Source organism: Leifsonia sp. GW821-FHT13C09 (assembly GCF_058806435.1).
This window is the reverse complement of sequence record NZ_JBXAPS010000001.1, coordinates 1509510-1531295: the sequence shown is the minus strand read 5'-3', so window position 1 is coordinate 1531295 and position 21786 is coordinate 1509510. Positions and strand designations below refer to the sequence as shown.

17 protein-coding genes, 1 tRNA gene and 1 other RNA gene are annotated in these 21786 nt (G+C 70.8%); 18 read left to right on the top strand and 1 reads right to left on the bottom strand.

The genetic code is table 11. The features are described 5' to 3' along the window. Nucleotides 1–17: 17 nt before the first annotated feature. The 6 genes from AC1ROW_RS07410 (at nt 18) to AC1ROW_RS07385 (ending at nt 5261) form a co-directional block, all read left to right on the top strand. Nucleotides 18–428, top strand: a complete 411-nt coding sequence (locus AC1ROW_RS07410) for a tautomerase family protein (RefSeq protein ID WP_493018185.1) — start codon at nt 18–20, stop codon at nt 426–428. After that, nucleotides 428–1300: a TolB family protein gene (locus tag AC1ROW_RS07405; RefSeq protein ID WP_493018184.1), complete on the top strand. Its 873-nt coding sequence runs from the start codon at nt 428–430 to the stop codon at nt 1298–1300. Before AC1ROW_RS07410 ends, AC1ROW_RS07405 begins: the two co-directional genes overlap by 1 nt. 98 nt (nt 1301–1398) lie before the next feature. After that, nucleotides 1399–2190, top strand: a complete 792-nt coding sequence (locus tag AC1ROW_RS07400) for a substrate-binding domain-containing protein (RefSeq protein WP_493018183.1) — start codon at nt 1399–1401, stop codon at nt 2188–2190. After that, nucleotides 2190–3428 (top strand): ROK family protein, encoded by a 1239-nt coding sequence (locus AC1ROW_RS07395; protein WP_493018182.1) that lies wholly within the window; start codon nt 2190–2192, stop codon nt 3426–3428. The genes AC1ROW_RS07400 and AC1ROW_RS07395 overlap by 1 nt, the downstream gene beginning before the upstream one ends. Before the next feature lie 112 nt (nt 3429–3540). Then, nucleotides 3541–4314, top strand: coding sequence for a VOC family protein (locus AC1ROW_RS07390; protein WP_493018181.1), 774 nt, complete (start codon nt 3541–3543; stop codon nt 4312–4314). Beyond that, complete coding sequence (locus tag AC1ROW_RS07385; RefSeq protein ID WP_493018180.1) at nt 4311–5261, top strand: aldo/keto reductase; 951 nt, start codon at nt 4311–4313, stop codon at nt 5259–5261. Before AC1ROW_RS07390 ends, AC1ROW_RS07385 begins: the two co-directional genes overlap by 4 nt. Nucleotides 5262–5365: 104 nt before the next feature. On the opposite strand, the gene AC1ROW_RS07380 is transcribed toward AC1ROW_RS07385, so the two are convergent. Beyond that, nucleotides 5366–5453, bottom strand: a tRNA-Ser gene (locus AC1ROW_RS07380). A gap of 100 nt (nt 5454–5553) precedes the next feature. Between AC1ROW_RS07380 and ffs the strand changes: the two genes are divergently transcribed. The 12 genes from ffs (at nt 5554) to AC1ROW_RS07320 (ending at nt 21720) form a co-directional block, all read left to right on the top strand. Further along, nucleotides 5554–5650: signal recognition particle sRNA small type (gene ffs, locus AC1ROW_RS07375), an RNA gene on the top strand. A 117-nt stretch (nt 5651–5767) separates the two neighbouring features. After that, nucleotides 5768–7150: a DUF1254 domain-containing protein gene (locus AC1ROW_RS07370; RefSeq protein WP_493018179.1), complete on the top strand. Its 1383-nt coding sequence runs from the start codon at nt 5768–5770 to the stop codon at nt 7148–7150. 2 nt (nt 7151–7152) lie between these two features. After that, the gene (gene pta, locus AC1ROW_RS07365) at nt 7153–9291 is read left to right on the top strand and encodes a phosphate acetyltransferase (protein ID WP_493018178.1); all 2139 of its coding nucleotides are present in this window, start codon (nt 7153–7155) and stop codon (nt 9289–9291) included. Beyond that, nucleotides 9288–10481, top strand: a complete 1194-nt coding sequence (locus AC1ROW_RS07360; protein WP_493018177.1) for an acetate/propionate family kinase — start codon at nt 9288–9290, stop codon at nt 10479–10481. Before pta ends, AC1ROW_RS07360 begins: the two co-directional genes overlap by 4 nt. A gap of 30 nt (nt 10482–10511) precedes the next feature. Then, nucleotides 10512–11867 (top strand): acyl-CoA thioesterase/BAAT N-terminal domain-containing protein, encoded by a 1356-nt coding sequence (locus tag AC1ROW_RS07355; RefSeq protein WP_493018176.1) that lies wholly within the window; start codon nt 10512–10514, stop codon nt 11865–11867. Continuing rightward, nucleotides 11864–13162 carry an acyl-CoA thioesterase/bile acid-CoA:amino acid N-acyltransferase family protein gene (locus tag AC1ROW_RS07350; RefSeq protein WP_493018175.1) on the top strand — a complete coding sequence of 433 codons (1299 nt, stop codon included), beginning with the start codon at nt 11864–11866 and terminating at the stop codon, nt 13160–13162. Before AC1ROW_RS07355 ends, AC1ROW_RS07350 begins: the two co-directional genes overlap by 4 nt. Beyond that, nucleotides 13159–14430 carry an acyl-CoA thioesterase/BAAT N-terminal domain-containing protein gene (locus AC1ROW_RS07345; RefSeq protein WP_493018174.1) on the top strand — a complete coding sequence of 424 codons (1272 nt, stop codon included), beginning with the start codon at nt 13159–13161 and terminating at the stop codon, nt 14428–14430. Before AC1ROW_RS07350 ends, AC1ROW_RS07345 begins: the two co-directional genes overlap by 4 nt. Before the next feature lie 92 nt (nt 14431–14522). Then, nucleotides 14523–16988 (top strand): DNA polymerase III subunit gamma and tau, encoded by a 2466-nt coding sequence (locus AC1ROW_RS07340; RefSeq protein ID WP_493018173.1) that lies wholly within the window; start codon nt 14523–14525, stop codon nt 16986–16988. A 4-nt stretch (nt 16989–16992) separates the two neighbouring features. After that, nucleotides 16993–17589: a recombination mediator RecR gene (recR, locus tag AC1ROW_RS07335; protein ID WP_369960909.1), complete on the top strand. Its 597-nt coding sequence runs from the start codon at nt 16993–16995 to the stop codon at nt 17587–17589. Between the two features lie 95 nt (nt 17590–17684). Continuing rightward, the gene (locus tag AC1ROW_RS07330) at nt 17685–18971 is read left to right on the top strand and encodes an aspartate kinase (RefSeq protein WP_179609606.1); all 1287 of its coding nucleotides are present in this window, start codon (nt 17685–17687) and stop codon (nt 18969–18971) included. A 99-nt stretch (nt 18972–19070) separates the two neighbouring features. Further along, nucleotides 19071–20144: an aspartate-semialdehyde dehydrogenase gene (locus AC1ROW_RS07325; protein ID WP_493018172.1), complete on the top strand. Its 1074-nt coding sequence runs from the start codon at nt 19071–19073 to the stop codon at nt 20142–20144. A gap of 73 nt (nt 20145–20217) precedes the next feature. After that, complete coding sequence (locus AC1ROW_RS07320) at nt 20218–21720, top strand: malate:quinone oxidoreductase (RefSeq protein ID WP_493018171.1); 1503 nt, start codon at nt 20218–20220, stop codon at nt 21718–21720. Nucleotides 21721–21786: the final 66 nt, after the last annotated feature.

Genomic DNA, 21786 nt, shown 5'->3' with positions numbered 1-21786 from the left:
CAACGAAAGGAACTCCCATGCCCCACGCCCGCATCGACCTCCACGAATCGCACCGCAGCCGCCTGCCGCAGCTGAGCGACGCCATCATCGACGGGATGGTCGAGGGTCTCGCGATGCCGCGGGAGGACTTGTTCCAGATCTTCCGCCTGCACGAGCCCGGCGAGCTGTTCTACTCACCGACCTTCCCCGAGCAGAACCGCGACGACATCATCTTCGTCGAGATCCTTGCCCAGTCCGGCTACTCCGACGACGAGAAGCAGGCTGCGATGGACGCTGTCGCGACCAACATCTCCAAGCTCGGCATCACCAAGGACAACGTGCTGCTCATGTTCCTCGAGGTGCATGGTGCCGCCTGGTTCGCCCCGGTGACCAACGGCCTCCCAGAGGGCGTCACCCACGCTGCGAACGTCGGGCCAGGGGTCGCCTGATGGCCGACTACCGCGAGCTTGCTCCCGGCCAGCGCTCCGAGATCTATGTCGCCGGAGTCGACGGGGGAGAGCCCACCCTGCTCTTCTCGACCGATGATCTGCTGGTCGAGGCACCGAACTGGTCGGCCGACGGAAAGCACCTGATCGTCAACGGCAACGGGAGGGTGTGGAAGCTCAGCGTCGACGCACCCTATTCGCTCGAGGAGGTCTTCTACGACGGCCTCCCTCCGGTCAACAATGATCACGTGCTCGGCCCCGACGGCACCATCTTCTTGTCGACGATGGACAAGCACATCTACCGCGCGTCCCTCGAGGGCGGCGCGATCGAGCGCGTCTCGCCCGAGGACGGTGCCTGGCACTTTCTTCATGGCGTCAGCGGCGACGGCTCCCGGATCGCCTATGTCGAGATCACCGAGTTCGGCACGCCCGGAAGACTCGTCGTCGCGCCGGCCGACGGTACCGGCGGCTCTGTCGTCGACACCGGCCCCGACCACATCGACGGCCCGGAGTGGTCGCCCGACGGCGCGTGGCTCTACTTCAACACCGAAGGTTTCACGACAGCGCCAGGGCACGCGCAACTCGCGCGTGTTCCGGACGGTGGCGGCGCTGTCGAACGCTTGCATACGAGCGAGACGGTCGACTGGTTCCCTCACTTGTCGCCCGATGGGTCGAAAGCCGTCTACATTTCGTTCCCGACCGGAACCGAGGGGCACCCCGCGGACCTCGACGTCGTTGTCACACTTGTCGACACGTCGGACTGGTCGACACCACTCGCCAGCTATCCGCTATTCGGTGGTCAGGGAACGATCAACGTCAACAGTTGGGCGCCTACAAGCGATCGCTTCGCTTTCGTCGCGTACCCGGTGTGGTAGCGGGAACTTACTTACGCCGTGTAATATGAGGGGGCACTATGTCAGACACGCAAACGTTGGCGCGCTCTCCGCTTCATTTCGAGCGGTATGGTGATCGAATGACCGCCGTCGGCCTCGTGCTCACCCGCGAAGCGCTGGAGGACAGGCTCACCGTGGCGCTGGTTCAGGCGTTGGGCGACTCTCTGGCCGATGCGGGCGTCTCCTTCGTCACGCGCGTCGTCGAGGACCTCGACGAGGAGTTGCAGGTGTATCGCGCGTGGCGCTCGCCGAACGCTGTTCAGGCGGTGGCTCTCTTCGGGGTCGATTCCGACGACCGAAGGGTGCGGGAGCTCCGCGAATTGGGAATTCCGTTCGCAGCGCTGGGCGAGACCGACCACGTCGACGGCTACTCCGCCGTCGTCTACGACACCGCGGACTCCCTCGATGTCATCCTCCGCTATCTCAGCGGGGCTGGACATCGGCGATTGCTCTATGTGGCCGGCCCAGAAGGTACGAGCATGGCCGACGCTCGAGTCGCGGCCATCGATCGTTTGTCAGGAGGGCCCGCAATCGAGGTCATTCGATCGCGGCCGGACGCGGTGGTGCAGGATGCGATGGCCGCCCTCGCAGACGAGCCCGCTGTCATCTTGGTCGATAGCGACGTGGCTGCTGTCGCGTTGACCGCCGCCCTCACCGCGCACGGACTGGTCGTGCCGGCGGAAGTGGCTGTTCTGTGTTGGACGGACTCGGTTCTGTGTCAGAGTGCGCAGCTGAGAATCACTGCCGTGAACAACCGGGCGAGTGAGCTCGGGGCGCTACTGGGCGATTGCATCATGCGGGCGGCAACCAGTGACGATCCCGTCATCGTCGCCGCGCCGCTGCCGTTCATCGTCGCGAGAGAGAGCGCGTGATGGCGGACACCGTCAGCCGGCGAATAGGGCCGTCGTCCGAGAACACACGAAGCGCGATACTCGACATGATCCGCTCCAGCGATGTGGTCAGTCGCATAGAGCTCGCCGAGATGTCGGGTCTGACGGGTGCCTCGATCACTCGTATCGTCAAGTCGCTCATCGCCGACGGGCTGGTTATGGAGACGGGCTACGGTGACTCCACCGGAGGAAAGCGCCCGACCCTCCTCGCGCTGAATGCCCGAGCCCGCTACGCCATCGGCTTGTCGCTGGATGACGCTCGGCTCACGTACGTCGTCACCGACCTCTCTGGGGCGATGGTCGGCAGACTTGTTTCTCGAGGGATCGAAGGCACCCGGCCGCGCGAGGGGATTCAGCGTGTCGCTGCCGAACTTCACGACCTCCTGGCGGAACTCGAGATCGATCGATCCGACGTGGTGGGGGTCGGTGTCGCGGGGGCGGGACTGGACATCCGGAACACTGCGGAGCGATTCTCTCTCAACGCCGAGGAATGGGATAAGTTCGCGGTTCGCGAAAGCCTCGAGGCGTCTACCGGACTGCCCGTCGTGCGCGAGAACGACGCGGCATGCGCCGCCCTCGGCCAATTCTGGGCCGGCCGGATCCCGGCGACGCAAGACTTCGCAACGGTCTACATGGCGACCGGTTTCGGGTGCGGAATCATGGTCCAGGGAGCGCTGTACCGCGGCGCCTCCTCGAATGTCGGCGAGATCGGCCACATGGTGCTGCACGTCGACGGCCCGGAATGCTGGTGCGGTTCGCGCGGCTGCCTCGAAATGCTTGCCGCTCCGCGAAGTGTGGTGCGGAGGGCGATGCGCCAGAACACGCTTGCGGCGGACCTCAGGCTTTCCGGCCACGGTGACAACGTCCGGCAGGATTTCGCCCGGGTGGCGCGAGCCGCCGTCAACGGCGACGAACGTTGCGTAGCGCTCATCGAGGAGTCGGCACACTACCTTGCGAACGCGCTCCTTTCCCTCGTGAACGTGCTCGACCTGGACCGGCTGTACTTCGCGGGCCCCGGGTTCGCGGACGCCGGGGCGATCTACCTGCGCGTAGCTCGGGAGACAATCGCTCGCCTCGCTAGGACGCGGCACCTCCATCCGGTGGAGGTTCTTCTTTCCGACCCGGTACTCGACCCGGCTGCGGTAGGGGCTGCCACGCTTGCCTTGCAGCAGGCGCTCACACCGCACGTCCGTCCCTACAGGGCTGGTTCCGGCGACTGACCACCAGGCCCGCGGGTGAGAGAACCGCACGGCTATGCCTCGACTAACTAACATTACCTAAGGAAGTACGCCGTGGGCTTCTCCGCGGCCCTCCACGTCGAAGGGACCCTCCTTGAGCATTCGCTCGATTCACCTCAATGTCGCTGACGTCGCACGTTCGGTCGATTTCTACACGCGGCTGCTGGATTTGCAGCCCATAGACACTCCGGATGCGGATGGCGCAGTGCTGGACGCCGTCACGGCGACGCTTCAGTTGCACCGTACGGAGGGCGGCCCCTCGGCATGGCAGCCTGACGATCTGCAAACCGGGTTCCGGCACATCGGCTTCAAGGTCGCCGAACTGGATCCTCTCGTCGATCGCTTGCGCGCTGCGGGCACAACCTTCCACCTGGATCCCCTGGATGCTGAAGGAGGCGTGCGAATCACGTTCTTCTTCGACCCGGACGGAGTGCTCCTCGAGCTCGTCGAGGGACCGCTGCAATATCACGAGGTGATCGATGGCGATGAAGTCGATCGGGATTGGGCCATGGGCACTCCGTCGCGCCCTCGCTTCGATCATGTCGCTGAAACCGTCGAAGACCTCGCGAGAACAGAGGAGTTCTACCGGCCGCTCGGCTACGTCACGATGGCGGGAATCCACCAACCGCATGATCCGCGTGGTTTCGAGATCACATTCCTGCGTTCGGGCGATAGCTCCCTCGAGCTGTTCGCCTTCGATCGTGCGGAGACCCGCGTGCGCCAGACCACCCGCGCCGAGCTCGGGTTCCTCGCGATCGAACTCGACCATCCTGCCACGCGGGCCGGCGACGACGGGCCGCGTACGCCGGACGGCCGCGCACTCGTGGCGGACCCTGACGGCCTGCTCCTGGTTGGAGACTTCGTATGAGTCAGACGCTGGAGCGTCGTGGCCTGGGCAAGACGGGCCTGGACGTGTGCAGCGTGACGGTCGGCGGGGCCCCCTTGGGGAGCATGCCCGAGAATTTCGGTTACGAAGTGGCTGAGCGCGACGCGATCGATCTCGTGAAGGCGGTGCTGAGCAGCGACATCAGGTCGATCGATACGGCCAACGGGTACTCGGACGGCCGCAGCGAATCCCGGATCGGGCAGGCGATCGCCGAATACGGCGGCCTCCCTGACGACTTCCTCGTCACGACGAAGGTCGACGCGGACGGCGCCGACTACTCCGGTGAGCGGGTGCGGGCGTCGCTGCGCGAGAGTCGCGAGCGGCTTCGGGTGCCTCTGCGTCTGGTGCACCTGCACGATCCGGAATTCCATGATTTCGCCGCCATGACTGCACCAGGGGGCGCAGTGGATGCGCTGGTCGAAGCGCGCGAGCGCGGCGAGGTCGAGCACATCGGCTTGGCCGGGGGCGACGTCCACCAGATGAGGCGCTATCTCGATCTGGGCGTATTCGAAGTGCTCCTGGTGCACAATCGATGGACTCTCGTGGACCGAAGTGCGGGAGAGCTGATCGACGCAGCGCTCGAACGCGGGATGGGCGTGGTCAATGCGGCCGTCCTGGGTGGCGGCCTCCTGGCCGACCGTACGGGGAGGTCCACCCGCTACGGTTATCGTCCTGCGTCCGCCGAGACCCTCGATGCGGTCCGCGCCATGCGGCAGGTGTGCGAGCGTTACGGCACCGACCTCGCGACGGCCGCGATCCGGTTCTCCACGCGGGACCCGCGGTTCGCGACCACCATCGTGGGCATCAGCCGGCCCGGGCGGATCGAGACGACGAGTGCAACGGCCGAAGCCGATCTGCCGTCAGAGCTCTGGGCAGAACTGAACGAGCTGCTCCCCGCCCCGTACAACTGGCTTGACCACCGCGCCTAGGTGATGAACGGTCTTGACCACTGAATCGGTCGGCTGAGGAAAGAGCGAAGGCCCCGACTTCCGCGTCATCACGCGGATCTCGGGGCCTTCGTCATCTAAAGGAATGGCGGAGAATGGGGGATTCGAACCCCCGAGGGCTTGCACCCAACACGCTTTCCAAGCGTGCGCCATAGGCCACTAGGCGAATTCTCCTGGGTCGCCACCGCCCCTGCGGGCGACGGCTCACAATATCTTAGCGGACGCCGGGGGCGCCTCTGTGCACGGCCTCCCAGGGACACCCGCTAGACTGGTTCGCGGCTCCCCACGTGGCGCCATCCAGGCGAACTCCCCCAGGGCGGAAACGCAGCAAGGGTAACCGGGCTCTGGCGGGTGCGTGGGGGGTCTTTTTCGTGTTCAGACACCCGCCATGCGCGCCGCGTAGAGTGTGCTCAGCACAGCAGCTGACCACATCCTCCAGATTGTTCTACGCTTTGTAGAATGACACTCCGACGAGTCGAGGTGCGCGTATGACCGAGCAGGGAGCCGCCGAGCACGGGATCGCCGAGCTCGCGTCCGAAGCGTTCGTTGTGGGGTTCCCGCTCGTATTCGACGTGGAGCAGGTCGCGCGGTTCACCCGCGAGGGGCTGGGCGCGGTGCCGCCGACGCCGTTCAACGAGTTCGGGCACGCGCGCACCCTCGCCGGCCCGGAGACCACCTTCGTCTCCGTCAACAACGACACCCTGTACTCGATCGCGCAGCTGGACCTGAGCGTCGGTCCGGTCCTGCTCACCGTCCCCGCGGTCGGCGACCGGTACTACGTGCTGCAGTTCGTGGACGCCTGGACGAACAACTTCGCCTACGTCGGTACCCGCGCGACCGGCTCGGCGGCGGGTGAGTTCCTGCTCGTCCCGCCCGGCTGGGCGGACGAAGCGCCGGATGACACCACCGTCATCCGCTTCCCGACCCGGGTCGGCACGATCGTCGGACGCTGGGCGGTCGCGGGGGAGGACGACCTCCCTGCCGTGCACGCCCTCCAGGACGCCACCGCGCTCACCCCGAAGCTGGAGGGGTTCGCGCCGCCCGCCGGCATTCCGGAGCCGCAGCCCGGCCCGACGGAGGCGCTGACCTTCTTCGAGCGGATGCGGGTGTGGTCGCAGGAGTTCCCGCCGGCCGAGCACGACCGGGAGGCGCTGGCGACGTACGAACCCATCGGGCTCACCGGCTCGACGCCGATCGCCGAGCTGCCGGAGCACGTCCGCGACGCGCTCGAGGAGGGCTACGCGGTCGGCAAGCAGGCGCTCGAGTCGTCGCTGCACACGTCCATCCCGACCACCGACGGCTGGCAGGTGAACCTCCACGTCTTCGACTACAACACCGACTTCTTCGAGGTCGGCGCGCTCGACGGCGGCGGCTGGCAGCTCGCCGACCCGACCACGCGGTACGCCCGCCGGGCCGGCGCCGCTCTCGGCGGACTGTGGGGCAACCACGGCTACGAGGCCGCGTACTTCCCGACCTACGTGGACGCCGCCGGCGAACAGCTCAGCGGCGCACACGTCTACCGGCTGCGGCTGAGCCCGACCCCGCCGGTGGGCGCGTTCTGGTCGCTGACCATGTACGACCTCCCGCACTTCTATCTGGTGGAGAACCCGATCGGGCGGTACTCGATCGGCGACCGCACGCCGGGCATCGTGTACGACGACGACGGCGGGCTGACCATCACGATGAGCGCGAGCCGGCCGGCCGACGCCAAGGCCGCCGCGAACTGGCTTCCGGCGCCGGAAGGCGACTTCCGCCCGCTGCTGCGGATGTACGCCCCGGGCGCCGCGGTGCTCGACGGCAGTTACCGCCTCGCGCCGATCGAACGCATCGACTCCGAGACAGACCGCGACACAGACGAGGAGACCCGCTGAAAGTGGCCCGTTCGCTCTACATCACCTCCGCGGAAGGACACACCGGCAAGTCGACGGTGGCGCTCGGCGTCGTGGAGTCCCTGCGGCACTCCGTCGAGCGCGTCGGCGTGTTCCGGCCGATCGCTCGCTCCGCCGTCGAACGGGACTACGTGCTCGAGCTGCTGCTCGACCGGGTGACCGCCGACCTCGGCTACGAGGAGGCGATCGGCGTCACCTACGACGACGTGCACGCCGATGCGGATGAGGCGCTCGCCGAGATCGTCCGGCGGTTCCGGGAGGTGGAGGCGCGCTGCGACGCGGTCGTCATCCTCGGCTCCGACTACACCGACGTCGGCAGCCCGACCGAGCTCGGCTACAACGCGCGGATCGCGGCGAACCTCGGCGCCCCGGTCCTGCTCGTGCTCGGCGGCCGCATCGGCCAGGGCTTCGGCGAGCGGCTGGGTCAGGCCGAGCCGCGCTCGCCCGAGGAGCTTCGCCAGCTCGCGGAGCTGGCGCTCGCCGAGCTGCGCCAGGAGCACGCCGGCGTCATGGCCGTCATCGCCAACCGCGCGGACCCGGACAGCCTCGACGCGATCGTGGCCGCCGTCAGCGGCGCCGTCGCAGCCGCCGGCCCTGCGGTCGCGTCCGGCCCGGACCTCCCGCCGGTGTGGGCGATCCCGGAGGACCTCTTCCTGGTCGCGCCCAGCATCCGCTCGATCATGGAGGTCATCGACGGGGAGCTGATCGCCGGCGACGAGGCCCTGCTCGCGCGCGAGGCGCTCGGCGTCGTCGTCGGGGGCATGTCGATGAACAACGTGCTGCCGCGGCTCGTGGAGGGCTCCGTCGTCGTCGTGCCCGGCGACCGGACCGAGGTGCTGCTCGCCGTGCTGATGGCGAACGCGTCCGGCACTTTCCCCTCCATCGCGGGCGTCGTCCTGAACGGCGGCTTCGACCTCCCGGAGCCGATCGAGCGGCTGCTGGCCGGCTTGCGGTCTCCGCTGCCGATCGTGCGAACGGATCTGCAGACCTACGACACCATCGTGCGCATCACGCACGCGCGCGGCCGGCTCGCCGCCGACTCGCAGCGCAAGTACGACACCGCTCTCGCGCTGTTCGAGCGGCACGTGGACGCGGAGCGGCTGCTCGCCCTCCTCGACGTCTCCCGGCACGAGGTGGTCACGCCGCTGATGTTCGAGTACGACCTCATCGAGCGCGCCCGCGCCGCGGACAAGCACATCGTGCTGCCGGAGGGGGAGGACGACCGTATCCTGCGCGCCGCCGCCACCGTGCTTGCCCGCGGCGTCGCCCGGCTGACGATCCTCGGCGAGCCCTTCGAGGTGCGGTCGCGCGCGATCGAGTTGGGCCTGGACATCGGCAAGGCGGAGGTGCTGAGCCCGTTCGACGACGTACTGCGGCTGCGCTTCGCCCACGAGTACGCGAAACTCCGCGCGCACAAGGGCATCACCGTCGACCAGGCCGCCGACACGGTGACCGACGCCTCCTACTTCGGCACGATGATGGTGCACCTCGGCCTCGCCGACGGGATGGTGTCGGGCGCGGCGCACACGACAGCGCACACGATCCGGCCGGCGTTCGAGATCATCAAGACCACCCCCGGCGTCTCGGTCGTGTCGAGCGTGTTCCTGATGGCGCTGGCCGACCGGGTGCTGGTCTACGGCGACTGCGCCGTGGTGCCGGACCCGACCGCCGAGCAGCTCGCCGACATCGCCATCTCGTCCGCCCGCACGGCGGAGCAGTTCGGCATCGACCCGCGGGTCGCGATGCTGTCCTACTCCACCGGCGATTCCGGAGCCGGCGCCGATGTGGACAAGGTGCGCACCGCGACGGAGCTGGTCCGGGAGCGCGCGCCGCAGCTCGCGGTCGCCGGACCCATCCAGTACGACGCGGCGGCGGACACAGCGGTCGCGGCGGCGAAGATGCCCGGCTCGCAGGTCGCCGGCCGTGCCACGGTGTTCATCTTCCCCGACCTCAACACCGGCAACAACACGTACAAGGCGGTCCAGCGCAGCGCCGGGGCGGTCGCGATCGGGCCGGTCCTGCAGGGCCTCCGCAAGCCGATCAACGACCTGTCCCGCGGCGCGACCGTCGAGGACATCGTGGACACGGTCGCCATCACCGCGATCCAGGCGGCGCTGTCATGAGCGCGGTGCTGGTGATCAACAGCGGCTCGTCGTCGCTGAAGTACCGGCTCATCGACGCCGGGAGCGAGGAGGCGCTGGCCTCCGGGCTCATCGAGCGCATCGGGGAGTCCTCCGGCCAGATCCGGCACAGTGGCCCGGGCGGCGCCTTGGAGTCGACGCTCGCGATCCCGGACCATACCGTCGCCTTCCGGGTCATGCTCGACGCGTTCTCCGCCGAAGGGCCGAGCCTGGACGAGAACCCGCTCGCCGCCGTCGGGCACCGGGTGGTGCATGGCGGCAAGCGCTTCTTCGAGCCCACGATCGTCACCGACCTGGTGGAGATCAACATCGAGGACCTCTCCGACCTCGCGCCGCTGCACAACCCGGCGAACCTGCAGGGCATCCGCGCGGCGAAGAAGGCGTTCCCCGACGTGCAGCACGTCGCTGTGTTCGACACGGCGTTCCACCAGACCCTCGCGCCCGCGGCGTACACCTATGCGATCGACGCGGCGCTCGCGGAACGGCACCGCGTCCGCCGGTACGGCTTCCACGGCACCTCGCACCGGTACGTGTCGGGTGCGGCGGCGGAGTTCCTCGGCCGCCCGCTCGGCGAGCTGAAGCAGATCGTCCTCCACCTCGGCAACGGCGCGTCCGTGTGCGCGGTCGATGCCGGCCGGTCGGTGGACACCTCGATGGGGATGACCCCGCTGGAGGGGCTCGTCATGGGCACCCGCTCCGGCGACCTCGACCCGGCGGTGCTGCTGCATCTGGCCCGGCGCGCGGGCCTCGGAATCGACGACCTCGACGAACTCCTTAACCGGCGCAGCGGCCTGCTCGGGCTCTCCGGCCACGGCGACATGCGGGACGTCCGCCACGCCGCCGAGTCGGGAGACACCGCCGCGCGCCTCGCGCTCGACACCACCGTGCACCGGCTCAAGCACTACATCGGCGCGTACACGGCGGAGCTCGGCGGCCTGGACGTGCTCGTCTTCACCGCGGGCATCGGCGAGAACGACGCCCGGCTCCGTGCCGAGGTGTGCGCGGGCCTGGACGTGCTCGGCATCCGGCTCGACCCGGAACGCAACGCGAGCGCGTCCCCCGGCGCGCGGCTCATCTCCGCCGACGACTCCCGGGTCACCGTGCTGGTGGTGCCGACCGACGAGGAGCGGGAGATCGCCCGCCAGTCGCTGCAGGCGGTGGGCGCGGGCTGAGCGGGCGGGTGCACGATGCGGCGGCGCGGCGTGGAAGCCGGGCGGGACGACAGGACCACCCGGGCGGCCGGGCTGCGGCCGGCGCTGGCCGCCATCGTCGCCGCGGTGCTCGCCACCGTGCTCGCGGCCGGCGCTGCGCTGACCGGCTGCGCCGCTGACGGCGACCAGGTCGGCCCGCGCTTCATCACGCCGCCCCTGATCCGCTACAGCTCCGTGCTGTGGCCGGTCCCGCTCGAGCTGATCGACGCCGAGCCCGGCACCAGGGTGCGGATCACGGCCTCCCTCGACTCCGCCCGCGGCACCTGGACGTCGGCCGCCAGCTACGACGTCGCCGGCGACGGCACGGTCGACCTCGCGCGCGACAAACCGCTGTTCGCGCCGTTCGCCGAGCCGGACTCGGCCGGCCTGTTCTGGTCGCTGCGCGGACCGACGCTCGGCTCAGCGGAGCTCGCGCAGCAGTGGATGCACGACACGAACGCGGTCACGCTGACCGCCAGCGACGGCGACCGGGTGGTCGCCAGGCGCACCTTCCGGCTGGAGGGCCTGGGCGGCACCCTGAACGGCCGCACGGTGTACACGCACGACCTCGAACCGTCCGCCGACGTCACGCCCCCGCCGCACGAGACGCACGAGGACGTGCCGGTCGGCCGGTTCTACGACGCGTCGTCCATCGAGCGGCCGACCGGGCCGGCCGTGCTGATGTTCGACGATCCGACGCCGGGGGCGTCGGCGGCCTTCACGGCGGCGCTGCTGTCGCAGTTCGGCGCGTCGGTCTTCGTCGTCCCGATGACCTCGGCCGACGGGGTGCACCTGTCGACGGTGACGGACGCCGGGACGATCAGCGCGGTCCTCGACTGGATGGACCGGCTGGCGTCGGTGGACGCACGCCACGTCTTCGTCTACGGTACCGGCGCGTCCGAGCAGCTCGCGATCTGGGCGGCCACTCGCTTCCCGACCCGGCTGCACGGGCTGTTCGGCGGCGCCGGGCCCGCCGAGCTGCTCTGCCTGGCGGGCTCCAGCGCGTCGCCGGTCTTCGAGGGCAGCGTGGGCGTGCCGTGCGAGCGCAGCCCGGGAGTCGGGACGACGTCCGCGCCGCCGCTGCGCGTGAACGGGCCGGTCGTGCTGACCTGCGGGCAGGTCGATCGGGTGTTCCCCGCCGCGTGCGCTGTGCAGCAGGAGCTCACCGCGAGCCGGACGCCGCGCGCGGGCGACAAGCTGCTCGTGACCCTCGGCGCCGCGCACGCGGTGACGGTGCCGCCCGGCCTCCCCATCGCCCTGCCCGCGCCGGGCGACCGATCGGGCGCCGACGGCCAGGCGACGGAGCAGGCGCGGATCGCCTTCTGGAACGCGGTGGGGCAGCTGCTGCTGCGGGCGGTGCTGTCGTGAGAAGGCGTGCGCGCGCTCTCGCCGTCGCTGCCGCCGTCGCCGCGGTCGCGGCCCTCGCCGGCTGCGTCGCCCCGGCCGGCGGCGCCCGCATCGTCGTCGCACGCTTCGGCAACGCCACGGCCGACCCGGTCGTCGTCTCGCTCACCGGGCTGACGCCGGGGGAGGACGTCGTCCTCCGCGCCGCCGCGACCACGACGGCCGGCACGTGGACCTCCCGAGCGGTCTATGCCGTGCCGCCCAGCGGGCGGGTCGCGCTCTCCTCCCAGCAGCCGATCACCGCCCCCTACGTGCGACCGGACGCGGCCGCGCCGTTCTGGAGCATGTCCGGCCCCGCCCTGAGCCAGTCGCAGCTCGAACGGGCCTGGGCGGAGGGGCCGGTGCGGGTCGAGCTGACCGCCGAGCAGCAGGGCGCCAGGGTCGCGGTCGCAGAGGTGCCGCGCACGCCGCTGGCCGCCCAGAGCGTCGAGCGCGCGGTGACGGTCGACGCGCTCGCGCAGGCCGCCGCCGCGGCCGGAACGGGCCTCACCGCCGATCAGCGCCAGGCGCTGCGCACCGGCACGCTGTTCACCCCGCTGCCGACGCTCGTGCACCCGCGACCAGGCGTCGTGCTCATCGACGGTGACGGCGACGCCGCGTCCGCCGCCTTCGCCGCGCGCCGGATCGCCGCGATCGGCTTTCCCGTGCTCGTGCTGCCCGCCTTCGGTCCGGAGGGGCAGATCCCCGGCTCGGCCGCCCTCTCGGTGGAGGCCTTCGACGCCGCGCGGGCCTGGCTCGCGCGCGATCCGGGCGTGGATCCGGACCACATCGTCGTCTACGGCACCGGCCGCGCCGCACCGCTGGCGCTCTGGTTCGCGGCAGGAGAGCCGCAGACGGTCTACGGCGCCATCGCCGCGAGCGGACCGACCGCCGAGCTGTGCGTTTCGTCGTCCGGCGCGCCCACGCTCCTGAGCGAGGGCCGCCCTGTGCCGTGCGCGAGCCCGAACCGCCGCATCGCGGACACGCCCATCCTCCCGCTGAACCGCATCCCCGGGCCGCTCCTGCTCGCCTGCGGCACGGCCGACGAACTGCTCCCGAGCGCGTGCGACTGGACCCGCGCCGGTGCCGACGAGCGCGGGGCGCGGGCGCTGGGGGAGACGCTGATCGCCCCGGGTTCGGCGCACGAGCTGAGCGCGCCGCCGATGCTGCCCATCGGACTCGACGGCCTCCCACCGGCCACGGCGCAGGCGACGGAGGACGCCAGAGTGGCATTCTGGTCCCGGGTGACCGCGCTGCTGGAAGGAGCCATCGGACCGTGAACCCCGCCGGGAGGACCCGCCGCGCCGCGCGCCGCGTGCTCGCGGCGCTGGCCGGCGTCGTCCTGGCCGCGGTGGGGCTGGCGGGCTGCGGCGAACAGCAGGGGGCGGCGGGGCCGCGCTTCGAGGTGAGTCTGAACCCGAGCCCGGTGTGGCAGCCTGTCGGCATCCAGATCCTCGCGCTGCCGCCCGGCCAGGAGGTCACGATCCGTGCGTCGCTGGTCCCCGGCGGCCTCTGGTCGTCGCAGGCGGTCTACGCCGTGCCCGCGGACGGCGTGGTCGACCTGGCACGGGACGTCCCGCTGGAGGCGCCCTTCAGCGGGGCGGACGGGATGGGCCTGTTCTGGACGATGCGCAGCAGCACAGGGGAGGCGGCGACCTCCGACGTGACCTGGGGCGGCGCGTCCTTCTCGGTCGACCTCCAGGCGTCCGTCGACGGACGCCGAGTCGCCAAGACCCGGGTGCAGCGCACCGGCCTGTCGGTGGCGGCGCCGTCGCGGGCGGTGTTCGACGACGGCATCACCGGCGACTTCTTCCAGCCGACCAGCTCGGCCGAGGGCCTCCGGCCCGGCATCATCGTGTTCGACGGCACCGACCCGGGGGAGCCGACCGGCGTGCTCGTCTCGGCGACGCTGGCGGCCTACGGGTTCCCGACGCTCGACCTCTCCACCTATGGGTCGGCCGGGCAGGTCGACCCGCTGCGCAGCCTCCCGGCCGAACGGTTCCTGTCGGCCGTGAACTGGCTCCGGTCGCAGCCTGGCGTGGACGACCAGCGCATCTTCACCTTCGGCGCCTCGCGCGGCGCTCCGCTCGCGCTCTGGGCCGCCTCCGCCTATCCGGGCACCGTGTACGGCGCGATCGCCCCGGGCGGGACCACGGGGCTCATCTGCCCGTCGCCGGTGCCGAGCCCGGCCGTGACGGTCGGCGGCGACTGGGTGCCGTGCACGACCGGCACGCACGACCCGGCGCCTGCCGCGGTGCTGGACGTCCAGCGCATCCCGGGGCCGGTGGTGCTCGGCTGCGCCGGACACGACGAGGAGCTCGCGAACGGCTGCGCGTGGCTCGACGCCGCCGCGCTCAAGCGGCCGGCGCGGGAGGGCGACGCGTACCTGAAGGCGCCCGGCGCGACGCATCTGTTCTACCTGCCGCCCTACACGCCGCTGCTGCTTCCTGCGGCCCTCGCGGCTCAGCCGACGGAGCGGGCGCGGGAGGCGCTCTGGGCCGACATCATGGTCGCGCTGACCGCGCCGTCGTCGGTGCCGGGGCACTGAATCCGGCCCCGGCGGAGCCCGCGCCGATCGGGGTTGCCCGGGAGTCTTCGCGGGGCGGCCGGATTGTCGGCGGCGGCAAGTAGCATGTGTGGGTGGTAACCGCTCTGTATCGCCGCTATCGGCCTGACACCTTCGCCGAGATGATCGGCCAGTCGCAGGTGACGGAGCCGCTGATGACGGCGCTGCGCACCAACCGGGTCAACCACGCCTATCTGTTCTCGGGGCCGCGCGGCTGCGGCAAGACCACATCCGCCCGCATCCTCGCCCGCTGCCTCAACTGCGCGGAAGGGCCGACCGACACCCCGTGCGGAAAGTGCGAGAGCTGCGTCGAGCTGAGCCGCGACGGCTCCGGGTCGCTCGACGTCGTGGAGATCGACGCCGCGAGCCACAACGGTGTGGACGACGCCCGCGACATCCGCGAGCGCGCCATCTTCGCCCCCGCCCGCGACCGCTACAAGATCTTCATCCTCGACGAGGCGCACATGGTCACGCCGCAGGGCTTCAACGCCCTGTTGAAGATCGTGGAGGAGCCGCCGGAGCACGTGAAGTTCATCTTCGCGACCACGGAGCCCGAGAAGGTCATCGGCACCATCCGCTCGCGCACCCACCACTACCCGTTCCGGCTCGTCCCGCCCGCGCAGATGCTGGAGTACGTCCAGCAGCTGTGCGACAGCGAGGGGATGACGGTCGCGCCCGGTGTGCTGCCGCTCGTCGTGCGCGCGGGAGGCGGCTCGCCGCGCGACACGCTCTCGCTGCTCGACCAGCTCATGGCCGGCTCCGAGGGCAGCAGCATCGAGTACGAGCGCGCGGTCGCGCTGCTCGGCTACACGCACGCCGCCCTGCTGGACGAGGTCATCGACGCGATCGCCGCGCGCGACGCCGCCGGAGCGTTCGCCGCGGTCGACCGGGTCATCCAGACCGGCCAGGACCCGCGGCGCTTCGTGGACGACCTCCTGGAGCGGCTCCGAGACCTGATCGTGGTCGCCGCGACGAGCGTCGACGGCGCCGCCGCGGTGCTGCGCGGGGTGCCGCAGGACGAGCTCGACCGGATGGGCGTGCAGGCGATGAAGTTCGGCGCGGCCGAACTCAGCCGGGCCGCGGACATCGTGAACGCCGCGCTCACCGAGATGACCGGCGCGACCTCGCCGCGGCTGCACCTGGAACTGATGATCGCCCGCGTGCTGGTGCCGTCGAGCGACGACAGCGAGCGCGGGGCCCTGGCGCGCGTGGAGCGGCTGGAGCGACGGGTCGGGGTGAGCGACGCCGGTGCGGCGCGGGATGGTGCTGGCGTCGCTACGTCTGCGCCGGTGGCCCCAGCGGCAGCTGCTCCCGTTTCCGCTCCTGCTCCTGCTCCCGTTTCCGCGCCGGCTGCTTCGGCGCGGGTGGCCGCTCCGGCCTCGCCGCCGGCCGCCGCGGAACCCGTCGCGCCCGCTGCGAAGGCGGCGAAGCCGGCTCCCGAACCGGTCCCGGCGCCCGCCGTTCCCGAGCCGGTGGCCGCGCCCGCGGCTCCTGCGGCGCCCGCCGCCGTCGGCGCGGTCAGCACGCAGCAGGTCAAGGATTCCTGGCCGCAGATCCTCGACGCTGTCCAGCGTGCCAAGCGCAGTGCGTGGATGGTCGTGTTCACCGCCCAGGTCCGGTCGCTGAACGACGACGTGCTGACGCTGTCGTTCCCGAGCGACAACGACGTGCAGAGCTTCCGCCAGCCGCAGTCGCAGGGCGGCCAGAGCGTGAGCGAGTACCTGCGCCAGGCGATCATCGACATCCTGGGCATCCGGGTCAAGTTCATCGCGCGAGCCGACGGCGCTCCGTCCGGCGGGGGACAGGCCCGGCCGTCCGCCGGCGCGCCCCCGGCTCCGGAGGCGCCGACCTGGCCCGGCGCCGATGGAGACGGTACGGCCGCCGCCCGCCCGGCGTCGTCGACGTCCACCTCCCGTCAGGCGGGAGGTACGCAGTCCGCGGGGTCCGCCGCGCCTGCGCCCTCCGCCGCTCCGGCGCCGTCCGCTTCGGCATCGTCGCCGTCGGCCTCGGTCACCGAGTGGGCCACCGTCGCGATCCCGTCCTCCGCGCCCGCCGCTGTGGCCACCCTGGAACGGCCCGAGGCTCCCGCGGCACGCGCCGCCGCTCCGTCCCCGGCTGCTCCGGCCCCCGCCGCTCCCGCCCGGTCCACCGCTGCGCTGCCCGACGACCTTCCGCCCGACGACCTCGAGCCGCCGGAGGAGATCGAGCCGCCCTACGAGTCCGCCGTCCCCGAGGAGCCGGCAGGCGACTGGTCCGCCGCGCCGTCGGAGCCGGTCGCAGAGTCAGCGCCCCCGGTCCGCGCCGCCGCCCCTGAGCGGTCCGGCACGCAGGGCCAGGCCCCGCAGCGACCCGCCGCCGACCGTCCCGCGACCGAGCGCACCCCCGAGCGTCCCGCCGCCGAGCGCTCCGCGCCCGCCTCCGGCGCCCGCACGCCCACCTTCCAGGCCCCGCAGCGCTACGGCGAGGCGGTCGTGCGCGAGATCCTCGGCGCCCGCTTCCTGGAGGAACAGCCCGCGCCTCCCATGAACGGCATGAGGTAACGCCGTGTACGAGGGCATCGTCCAGGAGCTGATCGACGAGCTGGGCCGGCTTCCCGGCATCGGGCCGAAGTCGGCGCAGCGCATCGCGTTCCACATCCTGCAGACCGAGAGCTTCGACGTCACCCGGCTGGCCGAAGTGCTGCTCGAGGTGCGCGACAAGGTGCGCTTCTGCGAGATCTGCGGCAACGTCTCCGAGCAGGCCACCTGCTCGATCTGCCGCGACCCGCGCCGCTCGCCCGACGTCATCTGCGTGGTCGAGGAGGCCAAGGACGTGGTCGCCATCGAACGCACCCGCGAGTTCCGCGGCCTCTACCACGTGCTCGGCGGCGCGATCAGCCCGATCGACGGCGTCGGGCCCGACGACCTCCGCATCCGGCAGCTCATGCAGCGCCTCGCCGACGGCACCGTCCAGGAGGTCATCATCGCGACCGACCCCAACCTGGAGGGCGAGGCCACGGCCACCTATCTCAGCCGCCTGCTGACCACGCTCGAGATCCGCGTCACCCGGCTCGCCTCCGGCCTCCCCGTCGGCGGCGACCTCGAGTACGCCGACGAGGTCACCCTCGGCCGCGCCTTCGAGGGCCGCCGCCAGGTCTCCTGACCCGCCCGCGGCAGCCCCGGCCGTTGACGTCACATGGCGGGGGCGGCATATCCCCGGCCGGTAGAATGGTCACTCCCGTGAGTTCTGGAGTGCCTGTGGCCCTGATCGTTCAGAAATACGGCGGCTCGTCCGTCGCCGACGCCGAGAGCATCAAGCGCGTCGCCAAGCGCATCGTCGAGACGCGCAAGGCGGGCAACGAGGTCGTCGTGGCCGTCTCCGCGATGGGCGACACCACCGACGAGCTGGTGGACCTCGCCCACGAGGTCACGCCGATCCCCGCGCCGCGCGAGCTGGACATGCTGCTCACGGCCGGGGAGCGCATCTCGATGGCCCTGCTCGCGATGTCGATCAAGAGCATGGGCTACGACGCACGATCCTTCACGGGCAGCCAGGCGGGCATGATCACCGACGCCCAGCACGGCGCCGCGCGCATCGTGGACGTCACCCCCGGCCGCATCAAGGAGGCGCTGGACGAGGGCGCGATCGCCATCGTCGCCGGATTCCAAGGCTTCAACCGCGACACCCGCGACATCACCACCCTCGGCCGCGGCGGCTCCGACACGACCGCCGTCGCCCTCGCCGCCGCGCTCGGCGCCGAGGTCTGCGAGATCTACACCGACGTCGACGGCGTGTTCACCTCCGACCCCCGTCAGGTCCCGCTCGCCCGCAAGATCGACCGCATCACCAGCGAGGAGATGCTGGAGCTCGCGGCAGCCGGCGCGAAGGTCCTGCACATCCGCGCGGTGGAGTACGCCCGCCGCCACAACGTGACCCTGCACGTGCGCTCCTCGTTCTCGAACCGGGTGGGCACGTACGTCCTCAACGAAGCAGCTGCGGCCGAGGCCGCGAAGAAGGATGGAACCGTGGAAGAGCCGATCATCTCCGGAGTGGCCACCGATCTGAGCGAGGCGAAGATCACCGTCGTCGGCGTGCCCGACGTCCCGGGCAAGGCGGCGCAGATCTTCAAGATCGTCGCCAAGGCCAACGCCAACGTCGACATGATCGTCCAGAACGTGTCCGCCGCGGCCACCAGCCTCACCGACATCTCGTTCACCCTCCCGAAGTCGGAGGGCCAGCGCGTGCTGACCGCACTGAGCAGCGAACGCGACGAGGTCGGCTACCAGGCCCTGCAGTACGACGACCAGATCGGCAAGCTCGCGCTCGTCGGCGCCGGCATGCGCACCAACTCGGGCGTCTCGGCCAAGCTGTTCGAGGCGCTGTACGAGGCCGGCATCAACATCGAGATGATCTCCACCAGCGAGATCCGGATCTCGGTCGTCACCCGCGCCGACACCGTGGCGGAGGCCGCCCGCGTCGTTCACACCGCCTTCGGGCTGGACGGCGACGAGAAGGCGATCGTCTACGCCGGCACCGGCCGCTGAGCCGCACGCGCCGCTCGCGGGAATGGCAGCCGTCGCCATCCCGTTCCCTTCTTCAGACCACGAACCGAATCTCCAGACCACGACCCGGAGGACAACACCATGACCGAGACCACCCCCGGCCTTGACATCGCCGTCGTCGGCGCCACCGGCCAGGTCGGCGGCGTGATGCGCCAGCTGCTCGAGGAGCGCGACTTCCCGGTCAAGAGCATCCGCTTCTTCGCCTCGTCGCGCTCGGCGGGCACGAAGCTGCCGTTCCGCGGCGAGGAGATCACCGTCGAAGACGTGGAGACGGCCGACGTCTCCGGCATCGACATCGCCCTGTTCTCGGCAGGCGCCACCGGCTCCAAGGCGCACGCTCCGCGGTTCGCCGAGGCCGGCGCCATCGTCATCGACAACTCCAGCGGCTGGCGGATGGACCCGGACGTTCCGCTCGTGGTCTCCGAGGTCAACCCCGAGGCCATCGCCGACGCGCGCAAGGGCATCATCGCGAACCCCAACTGCACCACCATGGCCGCCATGCCCGTGCTGAAGGTCCTGCACGAGGAGGCCGGCCTCCAGCGCCTCATCGTGAGCACCTACCAGGCGGTCTCGGGCTCGGGCCTCGCCGGCGCCGAGGAGCTGGCCGGCCAGATCCGCACCGCGGTGGCCGACGAGAACCTGCTTCAGCTGGTGCACGACGGCTCGGCCGTCGCGATGCCGGAGCCGGTCAAGTACGTCCGCCCGATCGCGTTCGACGTCATCCCGCTCGCCGGCTCGATCGTCGACGACGGCTTCAACGAGACCGACGAGGAGAAGAAGCTCCGCAACGAGAGCCGCAAGATCCTCGGCCTCCCGGAGCTGCTGGTGAGCGGCACCTGCGTGCGCGTTCCGGTGTTCACCGGCCACTCGCTGTCGATCAACGCCGAGTTCGCGTCGCCGCTCAGCCCCGAGCGGGCGACCGAGCTGCTGTCCGACGCCCCCGGCGTGAAGCTCACCGACGTCCCCACCCCGCTGGAGGCCGCCGGCCAGGACCCGAGCTACGTCGGCCGCATCCGCGCGGACGAGGGCGCTCCGGAGGGCCGCGGCCTCGCGCTCTTCATCAGCAACGACAACCTCCGCAAGGGTGCCGCGCTCAACGCGGTGCAGATCGCGGAGCTCGTCGCCGAACGCCTCGCGAGCCGCGTCGCCGGCTGACCGGATGTCTCGATATCGAGACAGATCTCCGCGCGACGACAGGGGATGAGCGCGCTCGCCGTAGGATTGTCGGGTGAGCACTGACCCCATCGACGTCGTCCTGATCGGCGGCGGCATCATGAGCGCGACGCTGGGCTCCATGATCCAGCGCGTCCAGCCCGACTGGACCATCCGCATCTACGAGTCCCTGGGCGACGTCGCCCAGGAGAGCTCGAACCCGTGGAACAACGCCGGAACGGGCCACGCCGCCCTCTGCGAGCTGAACTACATGCCAGAGGCGGCCGACGGCAGCGTCGACCCGGCCAAGGCGATCAGCATCAACGAGCAGTTCCAGCTCAGCCGCCAGTACTGGGCCTCCCTGGTCGCGGCGGGCCACCTGCCGGCCCCGCACACCTTCATCAACGCGACGCCGCACATGACGTTCGTGCGCGGCCGCGACAACGTCCGCTACCTCCGCAAGCGCTACGAGGCGCTCAAGGACCAGCCGCTGTTCGAGGGCATGGAGTACTCGGAGGACCCTGCGACGATCGGCGAGTGGACCCCGCTGCTCACCAAGAAGCGCAACCCCAAGCAGCGCATCGCCGCCACGCGCCAGACCGCGGGCACCGACGTCGACTTCGGCGCGCTCACCCGCGCGCTGGTGGACGACCTGGTCGCCAACGGCGCCGACCTCGCGCTCAACCACAAGGTCCTCAGCATCAAGCGCACCCCCGACGAGCTCTGGAAGATCCGCGTCCGTCACGAGGTCGGTCACACGCCGCACGAGGCGCTCGCCCGCTTCGTGTTCGTCGGCGCCGGCGGCGGCGCACTGCACCTGCTGCAGAAGTCCGGCATCCCCGAGATCAAGGGCTTCGGCGGCTTCCCGATCTCCGGCCAGTTCCTGCGCACCACCAACCCGAAGATCGTCGCGCAGCACCAGGCGAAGGTCTACGGCAAGGCCGCGGTCGGCGCCCCGCCGATGTCGGTCCCGCACCTCGACACCCGCGTGGTGGACGGCGAGACCTCGCTGCTCTTCGGCCCGTACGCGGGCTTCAGCCCCAAGTTCCTCAAGAACGGCAGCTGGTGGGACCTGCCCGGCTCGGTCCGCGCCGGCAACCTCGGCCCGATGCTGGCCGTCGCGCGCGACAACTTCTCCCTCATCAAGTACCTGGTCGGCGAAGTGCTCGCCAACCGCGAGAAGAAGCTGAAGGCGCTGCAGGAGTTCATGCCCACCGCGAAGTCGGAGGACTGGGAGCTCATCACCGCCGGCCAGCGCGTCCAGGTGATGAAGAAGGACCCGAAGAAGGGCGGCGTGCTGCAGTTCGGCACCGAGGTGATCGCCTCCGCCGACGGCTCGATCGCCGGTCTGCTCGGTGCGTCCCCGGGTGCCTCGACCGCGGTGCCGATCATGGTCGACCTGCTGAAGCAGTGCTTCCCCGACCGCTACGAGAGCTGGCTGCCGACGCTGAAGCAGCTCATCCCGACGGTCGGCACGACGCTCAACGACCGCCCCAAGGAGGCCGCGCGCGTGCTGGCCGAGACCGCAGCGGTGCTCGACCTGGTGGAGAGCCCCGCCGGTCAGCTCGTCCGGGCCTGACGACCGGCCGTTCGCAGCCGATCCGTACCCTCCGGTACGGATCGGCTGGACAGCCGTGTCCGCGAC

Coding starts and splice junctions, on each gene's coding strand:
- AC1ROW_RS07395 (WP_493018182.1), top strand. CDS start 2,190: ATGGCGGACACCGTCAGCCGGCGAATAGGGCCGTCGTCCGAGAACACA.
- AC1ROW_RS07400 (WP_493018183.1), top strand. CDS start 1,399: ATGACCGCCGTCGGCCTCGTGCTCACCCGCGAAGCGCTGGAGGACAGG.
- AC1ROW_RS07360 (WP_493018177.1), top strand. CDS start 9,288: ATGAGCGCGGTGCTGGTGATCAACAGCGGCTCGTCGTCGCTGAAGTAC.
- AC1ROW_RS07370 (WP_493018179.1), top strand. CDS start 5,768: ATGACCGAGCAGGGAGCCGCCGAGCACGGGATCGCCGAGCTCGCGTCC.
- AC1ROW_RS07405 (WP_493018184.1), top strand. CDS start 428: ATGGCCGACTACCGCGAGCTTGCTCCCGGCCAGCGCTCCGAGATCTAT.
- AC1ROW_RS07325 (WP_493018172.1), top strand. CDS start 19,071: ATGACCGAGACCACCCCCGGCCTTGACATCGCCGTCGTCGGCGCCACC.
- AC1ROW_RS07385 (WP_493018180.1), top strand. CDS start 4,311: ATGAGTCAGACGCTGGAGCGTCGTGGCCTGGGCAAGACGGGCCTGGAC.
- AC1ROW_RS07410 (WP_493018185.1), top strand. CDS start 18: ATGCCCCACGCCCGCATCGACCTCCACGAATCGCACCGCAGCCGCCTG.